The 17,289-nt window shown below is 70.7% G+C and carries 13 protein-coding genes; 4 read left to right on the top strand and 9 right to left on the bottom strand.

The genetic code is table 11. The features are described 5' to 3' along the window. Window positions 1-30 precede the first annotated feature (30 nt). Window positions 31-951 carry an ABC transporter permease gene (locus tag ACMW4R_RS08065; RefSeq protein ID WP_058595483.1) on the top strand — a complete coding sequence of 307 codons (921 nt, stop codon included), beginning with the start codon at window positions 31-33 and terminating at the stop codon, window positions 949-951. 5 nt (window positions 952-956) lie between these two features. Next, window positions 957-2,165 carry an ABC transporter ATP-binding protein gene (locus tag ACMW4R_RS08070; protein WP_058613026.1) on the top strand — a complete coding sequence of 403 codons (1,209 nt, stop codon included), beginning with the start codon at window positions 957-959 and terminating at the stop codon, window positions 2,163-2,165. A gap of 79 nt (window positions 2,166-2,244) precedes the next feature. Here the strand turns inward: ACMW4R_RS08070 and ACMW4R_RS08075 are convergent, their stop codons facing one another. The 9 genes from ACMW4R_RS08075 to ACMW4R_RS08115 are packed head-to-tail and all read right to left on the bottom strand — an operon-like array spanning window position 2,245 to window position 13,956. Continuing rightward, window positions 2,245-4,479 carry a glycosyltransferase family protein gene (locus tag ACMW4R_RS08075; RefSeq protein WP_418299619.1) on the bottom strand — a complete coding sequence of 745 codons (2,235 nt, stop codon included), beginning with the start codon at window positions 4,477-4,479 and terminating at the stop codon, window positions 2,245-2,247. Next, window positions 4,479-5,420 (bottom strand): UDP-glucuronic acid decarboxylase family protein, encoded by a 942-nt coding sequence (locus ACMW4R_RS08080; RefSeq protein WP_058595481.1) that lies wholly within the window; start codon window positions 5,418-5,420, stop codon window positions 4,479-4,481. The genes ACMW4R_RS08075 and ACMW4R_RS08080 overlap by 1 nt, the downstream gene beginning before the upstream one ends. 31 nt (window positions 5,421-5,451) lie before the next feature. Then, window positions 5,452-6,333: a glycosyltransferase family 2 protein gene (locus ACMW4R_RS08085; protein WP_418299620.1), complete on the bottom strand. Its 882-nt coding sequence runs from the start codon at window positions 6,331-6,333 to the stop codon at window positions 5,452-5,454. Between the two features lie 11 nt (window positions 6,334-6,344). After that, window positions 6,345-7,226 (bottom strand): glycosyltransferase, encoded by an 882-nt coding sequence (locus ACMW4R_RS08090; protein ID WP_418299621.1) that lies wholly within the window; start codon window positions 7,224-7,226, stop codon window positions 6,345-6,347. Then, entirely contained in the window at window positions 7,223-8,491 is a 1,269-nt protein-coding gene (locus tag ACMW4R_RS08095) for a lipopolysaccharide biosynthesis protein (protein WP_418299622.1), read from the bottom strand. Before ACMW4R_RS08095 ends, ACMW4R_RS08090 begins: the two co-directional genes overlap by 4 nt. After that, window positions 8,488-9,612, bottom strand: coding sequence for a glycosyltransferase family 4 protein (locus tag ACMW4R_RS08100; RefSeq protein ID WP_418299623.1), 1,125 nt, complete (start codon window positions 9,610-9,612; stop codon window positions 8,488-8,490). The genes ACMW4R_RS08095 and ACMW4R_RS08100 overlap by 4 nt, the downstream gene beginning before the upstream one ends. Continuing rightward, a complete protein-coding gene (locus ACMW4R_RS08105) occupies window positions 9,612-10,841 on the bottom strand; it encodes a glycosyltransferase family 2 protein (protein WP_241493650.1) in 1,230 nt (409 codons plus the stop codon). The genes ACMW4R_RS08100 and ACMW4R_RS08105 overlap by 1 nt, the downstream gene beginning before the upstream one ends. Continuing rightward, the gene (locus ACMW4R_RS08110; RefSeq protein ID WP_153003268.1) at window positions 10,838-12,034 is read right to left on the bottom strand and encodes a glycosyltransferase family 4 protein; all 1,197 of its coding nucleotides are present in this window, start codon (window positions 12,032-12,034) and stop codon (window positions 10,838-10,840) included. The genes ACMW4R_RS08105 and ACMW4R_RS08110 overlap by 4 nt, the downstream gene beginning before the upstream one ends. 2 nt (window positions 12,035-12,036) lie before the next feature. Then, complete coding sequence (locus ACMW4R_RS08115; protein WP_418299624.1) at window positions 12,037-13,956, bottom strand: DUF6541 family protein; 1,920 nt, start codon at window positions 13,954-13,956, stop codon at window positions 12,037-12,039. A gap of 146 nt (window positions 13,957-14,102) precedes the next feature. Between ACMW4R_RS08115 and glf the strand changes: the two genes are divergently transcribed. Continuing rightward, a complete protein-coding gene (gene glf, locus ACMW4R_RS08120) occupies window positions 14,103-15,239 on the top strand; it encodes a UDP-galactopyranose mutase (RefSeq protein WP_058595474.1) in 1,137 nt (378 codons plus the stop codon). Between the two features lie 13 nt (window positions 15,240-15,252). After that, window positions 15,253-17,286: an acyltransferase family protein gene (locus ACMW4R_RS08125; RefSeq protein WP_418299625.1), complete on the top strand. Its 2,034-nt coding sequence runs from the start codon at window positions 15,253-15,255 to the stop codon at window positions 17,284-17,286. The last annotated feature ends 3 nt before the right edge of the window (window positions 17,287-17,289 follow it).

The following is a 17,289-nucleotide window of genomic DNA, read 5'->3' on the forward strand; positions in this document are numbered from 1 at the left end:
TGCAGAATCTCACCACTAGAATCGGTCCCCATGCCCAGTTCTTCACCCGCCGCGGCTAACGCGCGCTTCGCACGCCTCGCGGAGATGCCGATGCGCTCCGTCGGCGTCACCCCCGGCCTGGGGTTCGCGTCGCTGTGGACCACGCTGCGCGACATCTTCGCGCGGCGCGAGATGCTGGATCTTCTCGTCAAGCGCGACGTCAAGGCGCGCTACAAGGACTCGGCACTCGGATTCGTCTGGGCGCTCATCCGCCCCCTCATCCTGCTGGGCATCTACTTCGTCGTGCTCGGACAGTTCCTCGGTGCGGCGCGCGGCATCCCCGACTTCGCCATCTTCATCTTCACCGGTCTGACCGCGATGAGCCTGTTCCAGGAGATCGCGGTGGGTGGCACCGGGTCCATCATCGCCAACGGCGGCGTGGTGAAGAAGGTCTACATGCCGCGGGAGATCTTCCCCCTGGCGGCCACGGGGTCGGCCCTGTTCAACTTCCTCATCCAGCTCGGCGTGCTGCTGGTCGCGACCGTGATCGCGGGCAAGCCTCCACTGCACTGGGAGATCGTGTACGTCGTGCCGTCGCTGATGCTGATCCTCGTCTACGGTGTGGCGTTCGCCCTGTTCTTCTCGGCGGTCAACGTCTACCTGCGTGACGTGCAGTATCTCGTCGAGGTCGTGACGATGCTGCTGATGTGGCTCTCGCCCGTGCTGTACGCCTGGCATCTGGCGAGCCAGATCATCACCAGCCCCACGCTGCTCGAGATCTACACCAATAACCCCCTGACCCTCGCCGTCCTCGGGTTCCAGCGTGCCTTCTGGCTGGGCGGCGACGGCCTGGAGCAGCCGGCGCACCTCGTGCTGCGCATGGCGATCGCCCTGGCGGTAGGACTCGTGCTGCTCGTGCTCAGTCACCGCGTCTTCGTGCGCCTGCAGGGCAACTTCGCCCAGGAACTGTGATCGATATGTCGTTTGACGTGGCCCCCGCACCGGCGCGCCCCGAGGTCGTCGTCCTCAACGACGTGTCCAAGCGCTTCGTGGTGCGCAAGGACACCTCCATCAAGGAGCGGATCGTCACGCTCGGCCGCGCGGGGCGTCGACACCGGCAGAACTTCTGGGCATTGAGCGACGTGAGCCTCGACATCCGGGCCGGGAACACGATCGGCCTGATCGGTCACAACGGTTCCGGCAAGAGCACGCTGCTCAAGGTCATCGGCGGGATCATCCAGCCCACGTCGGGTGACGTCAAGCAACGGGGACGCGTCGCCGCGCTCATCGAGCTCGGCGCCGGCTTCCATCCCGACCTGACCGGGCGCGAGAACGTGTACCTGAACGCCTCGGTCCTCGGCCTCAGCCGCGAGGAGACGAAGTCGAGCTTCGACGACATCCTCGACTTCTCGGGCGTCGGCGACTTCATCGACACGCAGGTGAAGTTCTACTCGTCCGGGATGTTCGTGCGCCTCGCCTTCGCGATCGCGGTGCACACGGATCCCGACATCCTGCTGGTCGACGAGGTCCTCGCCGTCGGCGACGAGCAGTTCCAGCGGAAGTGCCTCGACAAGATCAAGGAGTTCCAGCGCGAGGGGCGCACGATCATCATCGTCTCGCACGCCCTCGATCAGATCGAGGAGCTGTGCGACCGGGTGATCCTCATGGACAAGGGACGCGTGGCATTCGACGGCCTCGCCGAGGCGGCGGTCGAGCGCTTCCGTGAACTCCTCGAAGAGGGCTCCGGTAAGGTCGCGGACCGGCCGGAACAGGTCACGCGAGCCGCCGAGATCGTCTCGGTCGACGTCCGGTCGGCCGATGGACGCAAGACGAACGACTTCGAGTCCGGAGAGTCCTTCCGCGTCGGGGTCACGGTCACCGGTCTGCGCGCGCTCGACGAGTGGGCCCTCGGCTTCAGCATCGACACGGCCTCCGGGCTCCTCGCTCTCGCGTCGAACACGAGCATGCTGGGCGCATCGCTCCCGCCGCTCCGTGCGGGGGAGACGGTGACCGTCGAGGTCGACGTCGACGGCGCCCGTTTCAACCCGGGGAGCTACTGGATCAACGCGAACCTGCACGGCATCAGCGAGTCGACGTCCCACTCCCTCATGCAGGGCGCGGAGTTCACTGTCCACGGTCAGTCGGACTCGCTCGGCTCGGTCCCCGCCGAGGTGCGTTTCCGCTGACGCGTTCTCACGCGATTGCGCGTTCGGCGCCGCTCGAACCGCGCGGCCGCGTCGGGTGGAAGCCGCCTGGTCGGGCGGATCAGGCGGTGGACTCGAGCCCGCGGGCCCGCAGCGCGGCATCCAGGAGAGTACGGGCGCGCGCATCGAAGGAGTGCTCGGCGCGGATCCGCTCCGATGCCGCGGTCAGGGCCGCCGCGTCGGGGAACACGGCGTCCTGGTCTGACAGCATCTCGATGAGCTCCGGGACCGTGTCGTAGGTCGCCACCGCCCCGCCGAAGAGGGGGTCGATCCCCTCGACCCGGTCGCTGATGGCACGCCCGCCCGCGGCGACGACGTCGAAGAGGCGGTTGCCGATGAATCCGCGGCGCTGCATGGCGGGCCAGTGGTCGTTGAGCACGACGCCGGCGCTCTCGTAGAGCGCGGGGAGCTCGTCGTTCGCGACGCCGGTTGCGCGGATGTGAGAGGCTGGGATCCATCCGCGCCAGTCCGGTCCGATGACCGTGACGGGGATGCCGGCGCGGATCGGTTCGACCACGGACGGGCGCAGGATGCCGCGAGCCGTGCCGACGAAGAGGATGTCGTCGCCGCGCGGCCGACCGGTCGGATGGAAACGGGTGGCGTCGGTGCACTGCAGGAGCGGGGCGATGTCGACCCCGAGCTCGGCTCCGGCTTCGCGGGCCCACGGGGCTGAGGCGGCGAACACGCGGTCGAAACCCCTCACGTCGGCGCGGGTGATCTCGTCGGGGTGGCTGATCACCCACAGGAGCGAGACGCCGTAGGGGGAGGCCTCGAGGGGTTCCGGGCCGCGCAGGGCGACGGTGACGTCGTCGAGGTGACGGGTGGGGCGCTCGCGCGCGGCGTAGGAGTCGATGACGACCTCCTGCCCGAGACGGCGCAGGGCCCCCGCGAGGGCGCGTGCGAAGTGGGTGTCTCCCCATCCCTCGGCGCGGGGTCCGACCGGGATGGCGGTGCGCAGCGCCCAGCGCAGGACAGGCACCTCCGTTCCGTCGGCGAGCGTCGTGCGGCGGGGCGGGCGTCGCACGCGCGGCGACGGCCCCTCGGGCACACGCTCCCAGCCCGCGCGAAGGAGGAGGTCGTCGGTCTCGATGAGCCTCACCGCGGAACGGATGCCGTCGAGGTCGGCGCGTGGGGCGGTCGAGCGCGTACGCGTCTCGAGGTCGAGCGCGACGATCGCACGCTCTCCGACGAGGCTCGCCCCATCCGATCCACGCAGGTCGGACCGGACGTCGTCGCGTCGCGCGGCGAACGTGAGACCGGCGAGAGCGGGCACTTCGAGGTTCGTGTCGGTGCCGAGCGCGGAGATGTCTTCGATGGGGTGCCCCGCGAGGAAACGTCCCTCGGCGTCGGCGCCGACGGCCGCGATGGTCCCGTCACCGTCGCGCCAGACCGGGGCCACGGCCGTGCCGACCGGTTCGGTCTCGACGCGTTCGGCGAGACGGACCGCGTCCGCGGCGGTGAGCGTCTCATTGGGCCCGCGAACCACGACGACCTCGGCCGTCGAGCTTCGCAGGAGTTCGTCGAGAGCCCGGGCGGGATCGTCGTGGCGACGACGGCTCACGCGGACGCGCGGGTGCGAGGCCGCCATCATCGACGCGAGCGTCCAGTCCTCGGCACGGCCGTCCATCACCGCGATCGCGACGCCCTGGCCGTCGCGATCGGCGAAGAGCACCGCCTCGGCGAGGGATTCGTCGAAGTCCCATTCGTCGGGTCCGAGCGCGAGAATGAGCTCGCGTTCGAGCGGGCGCTCCCCGGGGGTGGCCGGCACTTCGCCGCCGACGCGCGCCCGATGCGCGGCCCGTGTGATGACGGTCGAGAGTTCGGCCCACGACGCCGCGGCGGGTTCGGCTTCGGGACCGTACGGGAGCGAATGCGTTTCGCGGCGTCGCCACGCGTGCCCCACGGGGCCGCCCGGGGCGTCCCACGCGTCGGGGTGTCGGGCGCCGTAGGCTTGCGCGTCCCACAGCGGGCTCGCCTGCAGACCCCGAGGGTCGGCGACGAGGTAGGCGTAGAGGGCCGGGACGCGCCACGCCTCGGGGAGGTGGTCGCCCACGGCGGTGTCGACGAACAGGGGCGACAGGCGCAGGCCGGTGCGGAATCCGCCGTTCACGTATCGACGCACGGCCGCGGCCTCGGAGAGCGTCTTCCCGGTCTGCGCGCGGACGTAGGCGAGGTCGACGATGCCCGCGCGCCGAATGACCCGTGCCCACCAGATGCGATCGGCCCGCGCGACGACGGGGCGCAGGAGGGCGGAGTCCCGCGCGGCGCGCACGCGCGAGCGGAGAGCGGACAGCATCAGTCCGTCAGGACGGAGCGGAAGTACGCGATGGTCCGTTCGAGCCCCGGCTGCAGCGCGACCGTCGGCTCCCACCCGAGCTCCCGGCGTGCGAGGTCGATGTTGGGCTGCCGCTGCTTGGGGTCGTCCTGCGGAAGGGGGCGGTGCTCGATCGTGGACGAGCTCCCAGTGATCTCGAGCACGGCGTTCGCGAGCTCGAGCATGGTGAACTCGCCGGGGTTGCCGACGTTGATGGGGCCGGTCACGTCGTGGCCGGTGTCCATGAGGCGGACCATGCCGTCGACGAGGTCGTCGACGAAGCAGAACGAGCGGGTCTGCGAGCCGTCTCCGTAGATCGTGATCGGCTCGCCGCGGAGGGCCTGCACGATGAAGTTCGAGACCACGCGCCCGTCGTTCGGGTGCATGCGCGGGCCGTACGTGTTGAAGATGCGGATGACCTTGATCGACAGGTCGTGCTGGCGGCGGTAGTCGAAGAACAGCGTCTCGGCGGCGCGCTTGCCCTCGTCGTAGCAGGAGCGCGTGCCGATGGGGTTCACGTTGCCCCAGTAGTCCTCGGTCTGGGGGTGGACCGCCGGGTCGCCGTAGACCTCGGAGGTCGATGCCTGGAGGATCGGCACGCGCAGGCGCTTGGCGAGGCCCAGCATGTTGATCGCGCCCATGACGCTGGTCTTGGTGGTCTGCACCGGGTCGTGCTGGTAGTGCACAGGCGACGCGGGGCAGGCCAGGTTGTAGATCTGGTCGACCTCGACGTACAGCGGGAAGGTCACATCGTGCCGGAGGAGCTCGAATCGCGGGTTGTCGAAGAGGTGCTCGACGTTGCGACGGGACCCCGTGAAGAAGTTGTCGACGCAGATGACCTCGTTGCCCTCGGCCAGGAGGCGCTCGGAGAGATGGGACCCGATGAAGCCGGCGCCGCCGGTGATGAGAACTCTGGATGACACGTTCTCAGCGTAACAGCGGGGTCTCGGGCGCTCAGCGGGTCGCGGAGACCATGCGAGCCTGGCCGAAGGTGCGCCCGAGGGTGCCCTCGAGGCGACCGAGGAACATCGGCCACCCGTCGCCGAGCGTGATCGGTCGCGGGTTGCGGACGCCGTAGAGCAGGCCCGCGGCCGTGAAGGCGAGCCGCCACCAGAGGGGGTATCCGTGGACGGCGAACGCGCGCCCCGTGCCGCGGCCGTAGGCGCGCAGCTTGCGCCTGCGGTCCGCCGTGCTCAGCCCGAAGCCGGTCGAGATCCCGTCGACGTGGACGTCGGCGGGGATCCACCGGAACTCGTGGACCAGGCGCGGCTCGTGCGCCATCGCGCGCAGCAGCAGATCGGTGCCCTCGGCCACCTGCCAGGGCGACGCCGACCCGGGACCGATGTTCTCGTCGAACCCGCCGACGGCGTCGAAGAGAGAGCGGCGGATGAGGATGCCCATCTCGATCACGGACCACACGTTGTACTTGTCGAGCGGCGTCCCCGCGGACGGCAGCGTCGTCTTGGGACCGCGCTCATCCCAGGAGGTGAACCCACCCGCGAGGAAGTCGGCCCCGTCGACGGCGGCGTGCAGGGCGGCGACGGTGCCCGCCGGGTAGGTCGTGTTGTCGTTGGGGAAGGTGACGACGGCGTCGCCGGCGGGGAGGGCGGCGACGCCGGTGTTCCGTCCCAGTGAGGCGCCCCGGGCCGAGGTCGTCGCGGTCACCGGGACACCGCGGGCGGAGAACTCGGCGGCGAGGGCCGCCACGTCGTCCTGGGCGCCCTGCGCGACGAGGACGACGTGATCGCCCTCCCGCAGTTGATCTTCGAGGGAGGCGAGAAGCGCGCGGAGCGGCTCGAGCCGCCCCAGGGTCGTCACGACGAAGCCGATGGTCATGGGGCGTCCTCTCAGGGCAGGGCGTTGATGGCCGGGTAGGCCGGATCGGGAGCGGGGGAGCCGAGACGCCAGCCCGCTCGAACGTAGGCGGCACCGCGCCGATCTCCCTGGGCAAGGGTGAGCAGGACCTTCGCGCTGAGGCGGGCGAGGCCCGTGACGGTCGTGGCACCGCCGTGCAGGGTCAGGAAGTGGCGGAACGCCTGGCTCGAGTACGCGAGGATGCGCGAGCCCGCGCGGGAGTGCGACGACGAGACCGCGTGGGTGAGCACGGCGTCGGCGACCTCGGCGAACCCGATGCCCCGCTCACGCAGGCGGAAGCCGTACTCGACGTCCTCCCAGTACATGAAGAAGCGCTCGTCGAGGAGGCCCGCCGTCTCGAGCGTCGAGCGTCGCAGGAGGACACACGCCCAGGTGAGGAAGTCCGGCTGCTCCCCGGGGCGCGGCTGCCTGATTCCCCAGGTCAGGCGGTTCACGATCCCGCCGGCGGAGAAGCGCTGGCCGTCGGGGGTGACGATGCGCGGTCCGACGACCCCGAGGGACGCATCCGCCGCCAGCGTCTCACGCAGCCGGTCGATGTCGCCGACGGGAAGGGTCGCGTCGTTGTTCATCACGAGCAGGAGATCGATCTCGTCGTCGGCGAGGAGGACCTTCATCCCCGCGTTCACCCCGACCGCGAATCCGGTGTTGGCGCTCAGCTCGACGAACTCGACGCGGTCGTCGGGCGCGAAGGCATCCTGGATCGTCCCATCGGCCTCGTTGTCGACGACGACGACGCGGGTGACGGCCGGTGAGGCGAGGAGCCCGGTCACGCACTCCACGGTCTGGACGCGGTCGCGCCAGGTCAGGACGACGGCGCCGATGCGCGCGGTCGCGTCTCGGGGGGAGGGGGTCATGCGGTGCGGTCCTGTTCTCGTCGGGCCGGAGGGGACGCGATGTCGCGCATCGCGAGGGCACACGGTCGCCACAGCAGGAGGGTGGCCAGGCCCTCGGTGAGGGCGTAGCCGAGGGCTGCGCCGAGGGGGCCGATCACGATGGCCATCGCGACCATGGCGGGGACGCCGACCGCCGTCGCAACGAGCGTAACGGTCATCACCAGGCGGGCCTTACCCGCGGGGAAGAGCACGTGACGTGTCATGGAGGTGCGGACGGAGAGGAAAAGGAAGACGAGGCCCATCGCCGCGACGAGATCGAGCCCGGCCGCGGCCGACTCCCCGAACATCACGAGGCTGACCCACGGTCCGAGGACGGTCAGGACGACGGCGCCCAGGAGGCCGAAGGCGACATGCGTGCCGAGGGCGACGCGTAGGCGGCGTCGGCGGTCGAGGGGATCGCCCTCGCTCACCCAGCTCTGGAACGCGCTCGCCAGGGTGAACGGGAGCACGCTGCCGAGCTTGAACATCTTGTCGGCCGAGGCGTATCCTGCCGCGGCCGAGGGCAGCGCCGTGACGTTCACGAGCGGCGCGGGGACGCTCGAGTACGCGCTCAGAGCGGCATCGTTGACCGCGACCGGCAGACCCGCGCGCAGGAGCCCGGGGATCTCGCGCGCGGGCGGCCAGGGACCCGGATGCCGACGCAGCAGGCGCGCGCTGAACAGCGTCGTGCCGCCCAGCGTGACGAGGATGCCCGCGATCGGGTAGAGCTCGACGATCCCGGTCAAAAGGATCGCTCCGGCGGCGAGGGCGGTGGCGACCACGCGCGGGACCGCATCGAAGAAGATGATCGTGCGCGGATCGCCCACCCCGGCGCAGTACCACGTGAACGACAGCGCGATCAGGGCGCCCTGGACGCCCATCAGCACCGTCAGCAGCTCGGATCCGGGCGACGCCACGAACCAGCACACCACCGCGAGGATGGGCAGCACGATCGCGGCGAGCAGGAGTCGCACGACGATCGAGTCACGGTACAGCCGCGCGCGCCGGTCGTCGTCGGGGGCGATCGAGATGAGGGCCGGGCCGACGGCCGTCCATCCGTAGCCGATCGCGATCGCGGCGAACGTACCGATGGCTTCGCCCGCGACCGCGCTCGCCCACCCGCCGTCGCCCGCGAGGCGTGAGATCAGCGGGAGGACGAGGAGTGGGGAGATCGCCGCGATCGCGGGGACCACCATGAACCCCACCAGGCGTCCGCGCAGCGGCGCCGACCCCGCGGTGTCGGTCATCGCGGCTCCCCGAGAGCGCGATCGAGAACGGTCGCGACGCCGTCGGCCGTGTCGTCCCAGGTGAATCGCGAGGCCCACTCTCGCGCGTCCTCGCGCGTCGCGGCATCCGGTGGATCCGCGAGGACCGCGCGGATCGCCGCGCCGAAGGCCGTGGCATCCGTCGCATCGGCGTACCGGGCGGCCGTGCCCCCCACCTCGCGGAGCACGGGGACGTCGTTCGCGAGGACGGGAACGGCTCGCCGCAGGGCGTCGACGACGGGGAGACCGAAGCCCTCGACCAGCGAGGGACAGGCGTAGAGGTCGGCGACCTGGAACAGCGCTTCGAGCTGAGCGTCGCTCACCCAACCGGGAAGGACCACGTCGCGGGCGAGGCCCAGGCGATCGACGTCGGCGGCGAGAGGATCGGGCAGACGGCTGCCCGCGATGACCGTGACGGGCCGCTCGGCGGAGGGAAGGGATGCCACGGCCTCGAGCAGTCCGCGGAAGTTCTTGTGCGGCATCCGGTTGCCGACGCTGAGGACGATCGGTCGGCCGGAGGGGAGGCCCAGGGAGGACAGCACGCCGGAGGGGTCGTCCTGCGGGCGCGGGGCGGTGCTGCCGTTGTGGACGACCGCGATGCGCTCCGCGGGAACGCCGAGGTGGGCGCCGATGCTCGCGGCGGCCGCGTGCGAGACCGTGAGGACGTGGTCGGCGGTGCGGGCCGAGCGGCGCATGAGAAACGACGTGATGGCGCGCTGAGCGCGATCGGCGATGCCGCCGGGCACCTCGTCGTAGATCGCGTCGTGGACGGTGACCACCCGCCGGACGCCCCGGAACACGGGGCCGAAGTTCGCCGGAGCCCAGACGAGGTCGGCCCCGTAGCGACGAGCGAGCAGATCGGTCGACGTGACCGCGCCGAGCGCCCACGTCGCCGGGTCGGCCCCCACCCAGGGCACGATCTGTACGGCGCCCGGGAAGAAGGTGGCGACGCGCCCGCTCCCCGCGCGCCCCGTGAGGGCGGCGAAGCGGGCGTGCGGCATCCGTTCGGCGAGGCGCGGGAGGAGCTCCCGCACGTAGGTCTCGGTCCCGCCGCGTGAGCCGGTGAACCCGAGCAGGTCGACGAGGATGCGGCGCGCGGCCATCAGCTCTCGATGACGGCTTCGGGCCGCTGCTCGCGTCGCGGCGTGGTGAGGACGCCCGAGAAGAAGCTCATCATCACGGTCTGGAAGCCGAGGATGATCGTGAGCGCGCTCGGCACGGCGATACGCACCGCCTGGGCCGCGTTCTGCTGCCCGAAGTCGAGGCTTCCCCACAGCGTCACCTGCACGATGCCGATGACGATGCCCAGGAGGAAGAGCCCGAGCCCGATGAGCAGACCGCGCTCGGCGGACCACTTCGCGACGATGCGTCGATATCTCTCGCTCGTGGGGAGGAACCCCTCCTGCGTCGCGTACAGCTTGGTCAGCCAGAAGAACAGCAGGGATTGGAAGCCGATGACGCACAGCGCGCTGGCGTAGACCATGGTCGTGACGTCGAACCCCACCCCGGCGATCTCGACACCGCCGAACGAGAGCACGGCGACGGCGATCGCGCCGAGGAAGAACGCGACCAGCCCGGGGTAGACGAACAGCCACCGCGGGGCGAACAGCAGCAGGAACCGGAGGTGGCGCCAGCCGTCGTGCCAGCTGCGCAGGTGCGGCGGGCGCGAGCGTCCGTCCTTCTTCAGCGTCGTCGGGACTTCTTCGATGCGGTATCGCGCGAGCGAGGCGCGCACGACCATCTCGGAGGCGAACTCCATGCCGGTCGTCTGCAGGTCGAGGTCGCGGATGCGCGCACGGTTGAAACCGCGCAGACCGCAGTGGAAGTCGCGGATGCCGGGACGGAAGAACAGCTCCCCGATGAAGGACAGCACCGGGTTTCCGAGGTACTTGTGCAGCGGCGGCATGGCGCCGGGGGCGATGCCCCCGCGGAAGCGGTTGCCCATGACCAGATCGGCGCCGGCGCGGAGGCGCTCGACGAAGGGCTCGAGGTTCTCGAAGTCGTAGCTGTCGTCGGCGTCGGCCATGATCACGAACCGGCCGCGGGCCGTCTCGATGCCGTTGATGAGCGCGGCTCCGTATCCGCGCCGCGGGGCGTGCGAGACGCGGGCGCCGAGCCGCTCGGCGATGGCCTGCGATCCGTCGGTGCTGCCGTTGTCCGAGATGAGGACCTCACCGCGGATGCCGGTGCGCGCGAGGAAGCCCTGCGCCTTGCGGATGCACACCTCGAGGGTCTCCGCCTCGTTGAGGCAGGGCATGAGGATCGTCAGCTCGACGCCGTCGCTCGAGGCGGGATCGCTCGAGGCGGGATCGGTTGGTACGGGACTGGTCAAGGCGTGTCTTCTTTCGTCTTCACCGTGGAGCGGTTCGGCAACGCGAGTGCCGATGCGATGCCCTCCACGGTGCGGCGGATGGTGCGGGTGCGGACGGCGGTGTCGTACCAGGCGCGCGCGGTGCGGCGGAGGTCGTCACCTCCGTCGGCGACGGCCCGGATGGCCCGGGCGAGATCGTCGGGGCGGGTGGTCGGGGCGACGACGCCGTTGACGCCCTCGTCGATGAGCTCGGTGGCGGCGTTGCCCTCGTGCGCGACGAGGACCACCGGGGTGCCGTGGGCGTTGGCCTCGACGACGACGAGACCGAAGCCCTCGCGGCGCGACGGGTGCACGAGCGCGAGTGCTCCGTGCAGGAGCGTGTCGAGCTCGGCATCCGAGACGAATCCGGGGAACTCGGTCCACTCCTCTCCGCCGACCCGGCGCACCTCGGCGCGCACGGCGTCGGAGCTCGGGCCGGTGCCGAGGATCACCAGGCGGAGGTCGGGGAGGCTCTCGCGCGCGGCGGCGACCGCGGCGGGGATGACCTCGACCTGCTTGTCGGGGATGTGGCGGCCGACGTAGAGGACGTAGGGAGGGTGCGCCGCGGGGCCGGGGGTCTCGACCTCGACGGCGTCGTCGATCAGCCCCGGGCTGACGAGAGGCGGACGGCGCAGCCCCTCGGCGCGCAGGCGCGTCGCCGTGAGCTGGGAGTGGCAGGTGGCGAGGGGGGTGATCGCGATCGCCGCGCGCTGCAGCAGCCACGCGATCGTCCCCGTGACCAGGCCCGAGTACTCGACCCACTGGCGTCGGTGCCAGACCTCGAGGTAGTCCACGACGACCCGGGTTCCCGAGCCGAGAAGGGCCAGACGGGCCGCGAAGACGTTGAAGATCGGCAGGCCGCTCACGATCAGCGCGGTGTAGCGACGGCGGCGGCGAACGAGCGCACGGAAGAGCGCGGCCGCGTAGCGCAGGGCCGCCGGGATACGCCGGACCCCGCCGGGGGAGTACAGGTTCAGACGGCCCGTGAGAGGCCGGATGCGGAAGTGCTCCTCGGTCGGCGTCGGACCGTCCCACTGCACGGCCGTGAGGTAGTCGACCTCGAGTCCGCGACGGCCGAGCTCGTCGGCCTGCGCGCGATACTGTCGCTCGCCGCCGCCGGTGGAGTAGGGGAAAAGGCAGTCGTAGGCGACCGCGACCGTCGTCTCGCGCGCCATGATCAGCACCCCTCGATCCGGAACAGGCGGGCCTCCGGGCCCTGGGAGTCGATGAGGACGAGGTGCGACGAGGGTGTCAGGTCTTGGATGCCGTCGTACGGCACGGCTCCGTTGGGGTCGTCGATGACGTCTCGCCGGCCGAAGTCGAGCACGTAGTCGATGCCGAGCTCGTCGACCGTGGAACACACGGCCGGATCCGTCTCGATGTCGCGAAGGTGCGTGTTGAGGAAGAGGAGCTCGGGGGACGGGGAGCCGAAGACGTGCCGCTGGGTGACCTCGCGGTCGGCGAGGGCGAGGGCGAGCGACGTCCCCGTGCGCGGGCTGCCGATGATGAGCGCGTCGGCGGGGGTCTCGTCGTCGAGGCGCTCGAGCAGGGCGTGCTCGTCGTCGGACAGGATGAGCGCGTCGTCGGTGTAGGCGTAGGCCTCGTGCACCTGGGCGAGCGCGATGCGGACGTTGGGGCCGACCACGACCGAGAAGACGGCGACGACCGCCACCACCGCGGCCGTCACGCGCGTCCATCGCGGCAGTGACCGGCGCGTCGCCCACCGTCGAGCCGTATCGACGATCGCGAGTGCGCCGAGGGTCGCGACGGGGATCGCGGCGAGGGGGAGGAGCGCGGCCAGACGATTCGAGTCGTTGTACCAGGGGTTCGTCAGCAGCTGGCGCACGGGAGAGTCGATGCGCAGGCCCGACACCACCATGAACAGCGCCACCGCGACGGCGAACACCGCGAGGACGGGGAGGCCGCGCGGACGACGGGCGACGGCGATGAATCCGGCCACGAGGAGCGCGACGACGACGATGGTCGGGCTGAAACCGCGGGGAGAGGCGAAGAGTCCCTCGCCCGCGGCCTGGGCGAGGTTCTGCCACGGCTCCCAGCGGGAGTGCTCGGCGCCCGTGCGGAACACGGCCCACACGACGGCCATGACGGCGCCGAACCCGACGACCGCCACCGCGACGCCGATCACCGATGAACGGGTGCGGGCATCGAAGGCGCGAATGGCCAGGATGCCGATGACGAGGGCGGCCGAGAAGGCGAGGAGCGAGAGGAACGCGTTCGGATGGCCGAGGAACACGCCCCCCGCGAGCAGCGCGACGAGCAGGAGGGCACGCGTGAGCGCTCGCGGACCGCGGTCGTCCAGCGCCGTGACCACCGTGGACAGCGCGGCCGGCACCATCGCGTAACCGATGAGGTTGGGGTAGAGCACCCCCCAGTTGAAGAAGAGAGCGGGGAAGGCCCCGAATCCGGCGGACAGTGCGGCGGCGGTGACGTAGGCGGTCCGCCGCTGCGCGAACAGGGCGCCGACGAGGGCCATGATCGACGCCGGCCACAGCACCGACACGAAGGCGAGATTCGCACCGTTGACGGCGACCGGCACGGAGGCGCCGGTGAGCTCGACCGCCAGCGTGGTCAGGGCGTGCCACCCGTTGGGATAGAACCCGATGTCGCTCGTCGCGCCGATCTGGAACCCGGAGGCGTCGCCGTCCTGGACGGCCAGGGCGATCGCGTTGAGGTGGACGATGTTGTCGAAGCGCTGCGCGATGTTGTCGGGGGAGCCGAACGCGCGAGCGAACATCACGGTCGTGACCGCGGCGGTCGCCGCGAGTGAGAGAACCACCGTCACAAGGGTGCGGCGCCCGGCCGGTGCCGGGTCGGCTCCGTTTCCGCGGCGCAGCAGCAGCGCGATGCCGACCACCACGAGGGTGAACAGCGCGAGGGGCAGGAGGCCCCACCGCAGCCCGACGAAGTGCGCGATCGTCGCGGCCGCTGCGGCGAGGGTCGCCGAGATCGCGGGAGCGAGCAGCAGGCGCTGCGGGTTGCGCACGCCCCATCCGGCCGCGACCACGGCGGCGCCGGGGAGGATCAGGACCAGGACGACGACGAGGTACGACGGAACGGCGCTGATCCAGTCACCCATACGATCCGTCTCCGTCAGTTCCGTTTTCGACACGTCATCGTATCCGACGGTCTCTGCGCGCCCGCTGAGCCGCCCCGTGCAACCGCGGAGGGGCCCGCGGGTAGGATGGTCGGCGTTCTTCCCCGAAACGAGAGTTGTTCGCGTACATGGATCTTCTGGTAGTCGGTTCGGGCTTTTTCGGTCTCACGATCGCGGAGCGGGCGGCTGCCGCCGGCCGCCGCGTCACGGTGATCGACCGTCGTGCCCACATCGGTGGCAACGCCTACTCCGAGGACGAGCCCGAGACGGGGATCGAGGTCCACCGGTACGGGGCGCACCTGTTCCACACGTCCAACCCGACGGTGTGGGAGTACGTCAACCGCTTCACCGATTTCACCTCCTACGTCCACCGCGTCTACACGACGCACAAGGGTGTCGTGTTCCCGCTGCCGATCAACCTCGGCACGATCAACCAGTTCTTCCAGGCCGCGTACACCCCCGATCAGGCGAAGGCGCTCGTTCAGGAGCTGGCGGGCGAGTTCGATGCGAAGGATGCCGCGAACCTCGAGGAGAAGGGGATCGCGCTCATCGGTCGCCCGCTGTACGAGGCGTTCATCCGCGATTACACGGCGAAGCAGTGGCAGACCGATCCGAAGGATCTGCCGGCCGAGGTGATCTCGCGCCTGCCCGTGCGGTACACGTACGACAACCGGTACTTCAACGACACGTGGGAGGGTCTCCCGGTCGACGGGTACACCGCGTGGCTGGAGCGGATGGCCGACCACCCGAACATCGAGGTGAAGCTGTCGACGGACTACTTCGACGAGTCGCAGCCGTTGAACAAGAAGGCCACCGTCGGTCAGGTTCCCGTCGTGTACACCGGTCCGGTCGACCGGTACTTCGACTACGCCGAGGGCGAGCTGTCGTGGCGCACGCTCGACTTCGAGCAGGAGGTCCTGCCGATCGGCGATTTCCAGGGCACGAGCGTGATGAACTACGCCGACGCCGACGTGCCGTACACGCGCATCCACGAGTTCAAGCACTTCCACCCCGAGCGCGCCGACCGTTACCCGACCGACAAGACGGTCGTGGTGCGCGAGTACTCCCGCTTCGCGACCCGCGCGGACGAGCCGTACTACCCCGTGAACACCGCGGACGACCGTGCGGGTCTGCTGGCCTACCGGGACCTGGCCAAGGGCGAGCGCGACGTGCACTTCGGTGGTCGCCTCGGCACGTACCAGTACCTCGACATGCACATGGCCATCGGTTCCGCCCTGTCGATGTGGAACAACCAGCTCGCGTGACGCATCCGTGCGTGTGACCCCGGGGTCCGAGGTCCGGTCGGCGAGCGCTGACCGGGCGGACGAGGGGCGCTGGGCGTATCGCCCCGACATCGACGGCCTGCGCGCCGTCGCGATCCTGCTCGTCGTGACCTACCACGTGTGGATCGGCCGGGTCTCGGGCGGCGTCGACGTCTTCCTCATGCTGTCGGCGTTCTTTCTCACCCGCGGCTTCGTCCGTCGGATGGACGGACCGACACCCGTTCGTCCGGTCGCGCACCTCATCGGCATCTTCCGCCGGTTGCTGCCCGCGGCCGCGGTGACGCTGGTGGGCGTTCTCGCCCTCGCCTGGACGTTCTTCCCGCCGGTCACGTGGCGCGCGATCTGGGAGCAGACCTGGGCGTCGCTCCTCTACGTGCAGAACGCCCTGTTGGCTGCGGATGCCGTCGACTACTACGCGCGGACGGAGGTGGCGAGTCCGCTGCAGCACTTCTGGTCGATGTCGGTGCAGGGCCAGGCCTTCGTGCTCTGGGTCGTCATCCTGGCCGGGTGCCAGGTCGTCGTCCGCCGCTTCGGCGTGTCACCGGATCGCGTCGTCGGGCTCGTCTTCGGCGCGGTGTTCGCGCTCTCGCTGGCGTACTCGATCGTCCGGACCGCGGCGGAGCAGCAGAGTGCCTACTTCGACACGGGCGCGCGCCTGTGGGAATTCGCCGCGGGCTCGCTCCTCGTCGTCGTGCTGCCGCACGTGCGCCCGGGGCCGGTGGTCCGCGCGTTGCTCGGGTGGGCGGGGCTGTTCGGACTCCTGGTCCTCGGCCTCGTCGTCGACGTGCAGGGCGGGTTCCCCGGCTTCCTCGCACTCTGGCCCGTGCTGTGCGCGGCCGCGATCGTCGTCTCGGGAAGCGGCGTGGCCTCCGGGGGACCGGCGCGGTTGCTGGCATCCCGTCCCCTGCGGTTCCTCGGTCGCGACGCCTACGCCCTCTACCTGGTGCACTGGCCGATCCTCGTCACCTTCCTCGTCGTGACGGGCAGGGAAGGCGCCGGGATCGTCGGGGGAACGCTCGTCATCGTGCTCTCGCTCGCCCTCGCCCGGGCGTTGACCGCGGCGGTCGACACCCCCGTCCGCGAGTGGCGGAGAAGCGACCCCTCCCGGCTCGTCCCCATCGCGGTCGTGGTCGTCGCGACGGCGGTGGTCGTGCTGCCGGTGACCGCGTGGCAGGTCTCGAGCGAGCTCGAGGCGCGCGCTGTCGCGGCGCGCGCGGCGCTCGCCAACCCCGGTGCGGCCGTGCTGCACGATCCCACCCTGCCCGAGCCGCCCGCCGACGCGGTCCTGCTCCCGATGCCCGCCGCTCTCGAGGAGGAGTGGATGCAGCTCGACCGCCCCTGCACCGGCGATCGCGCGCCGACGGCGGAGATCCTGATCGGCACGTGCAACGAGACCACGCACACGGCCCGTGCCGGACGCACGATCGTCGTGGTCGGCGATTCCCACTCGCAGCAGATCACCGCGGCTCTCGTGCCCCTCGCGGAGCAGAACGGGTGGGGAGTGGTCATGCTCGTCAAGGGCGGCTGCTCGATGGGCCTCGACGAACCGGGGATGGACCCGACCTGCGACGCGTGGCGAGAGGCCGCGGTCGACCACGTCGAACGGATGCGACCGGATGCCGTCGTGACCGTCGTGACGCGGTCGGACCACGGCGAGTCCGATGAGGCCCTGCGGCCCGGCATCGACCGTTTCCTCGATCGCATGGGTGACGCCGGCATCGAGGTCCTCGGCATCCGGGACAACCCGCGGTTCGGTTTCGACATGTACAGCTGCGTCGCCGAGGCGAGCGACCCCCTGGAGTGCGCCGTGCCGCGCGCGGGCTCGCTCGCCGACGACAATCCCGCGGTCGTCCTCGACCGGGCGGGGGTGCAGCTGGTCGACCTCACCCCGTGGATCTGTCCCGACGACGTGTGCGTCGGCGTGGTGGGCAACGTCGTGCTCTACCGCGACGACAATCACCTGTCGCGCACCTATGCGGCGACGCTCGCGCCCCTGCTGGCCGAGCAGCTTCCCCCCAGCCTCGGATGACGC

It is taken from the genome of Microbacterium sp. S1037 (genome assembly GCF_048381605.1).
Classification (GTDB): domain Bacteria; phylum Actinomycetota; class Actinomycetes; order Actinomycetales; family Microbacteriaceae; genus Microbacterium; species Microbacterium testaceum_B.

Coding starts and splice junctions, on each gene's coding strand:
- glf (WP_058595474.1), top strand. CDS start 14,103: ATGGATCTTCTGGTAGTCGGTTCGGGCTTTTTCGGTCTCACGATCGCG.
- ACMW4R_RS08090 (WP_418299621.1), bottom strand. CDS start 7,226: ATGACCCCCTCCCCCCGAGACGCGACCGCGCGCATCGGCGCCGTCGTC.
- ACMW4R_RS08115 (WP_418299624.1), bottom strand. CDS start 13,956: ATGGGTGACTGGATCAGCGCCGTTCCGTCGTACCTCGTCGTCGTCCTG.
- ACMW4R_RS08095 (WP_418299622.1), bottom strand. CDS start 8,491: ATGACCGACACCGCGGGGTCGGCGCCGCTGCGCGGACGCCTGGTGGGG.
- ACMW4R_RS08110 (WP_153003268.1), bottom strand. CDS start 12,034: ATGGCGCGCGAGACGACGGTCGCGGTCGCCTACGACTGCCTTTTCCCC.
- ACMW4R_RS08100 (WP_418299623.1), bottom strand. CDS start 9,612: ATGGCCGCGCGCCGCATCCTCGTCGACCTGCTCGGGTTCACCGGCTCA.
- ACMW4R_RS08085 (WP_418299620.1), bottom strand. CDS start 6,333: ATGACCATCGGCTTCGTCGTGACGACCCTGGGGCGGCTCGAGCCGCTC.
- ACMW4R_RS08070 (WP_058613026.1), top strand. CDS start 957: ATGTCGTTTGACGTGGCCCCCGCACCGGCGCGCCCCGAGGTCGTCGTC.
- ACMW4R_RS08075 (WP_418299619.1), bottom strand. CDS start 4,479: ATGCTGTCCGCTCTCCGCTCGCGCGTGCGCGCCGCGCGGGACTCCGCC.
- ACMW4R_RS08065 (WP_058595483.1), top strand. CDS start 31: ATGCCCAGTTCTTCACCCGCCGCGGCTAACGCGCGCTTCGCACGCCTC.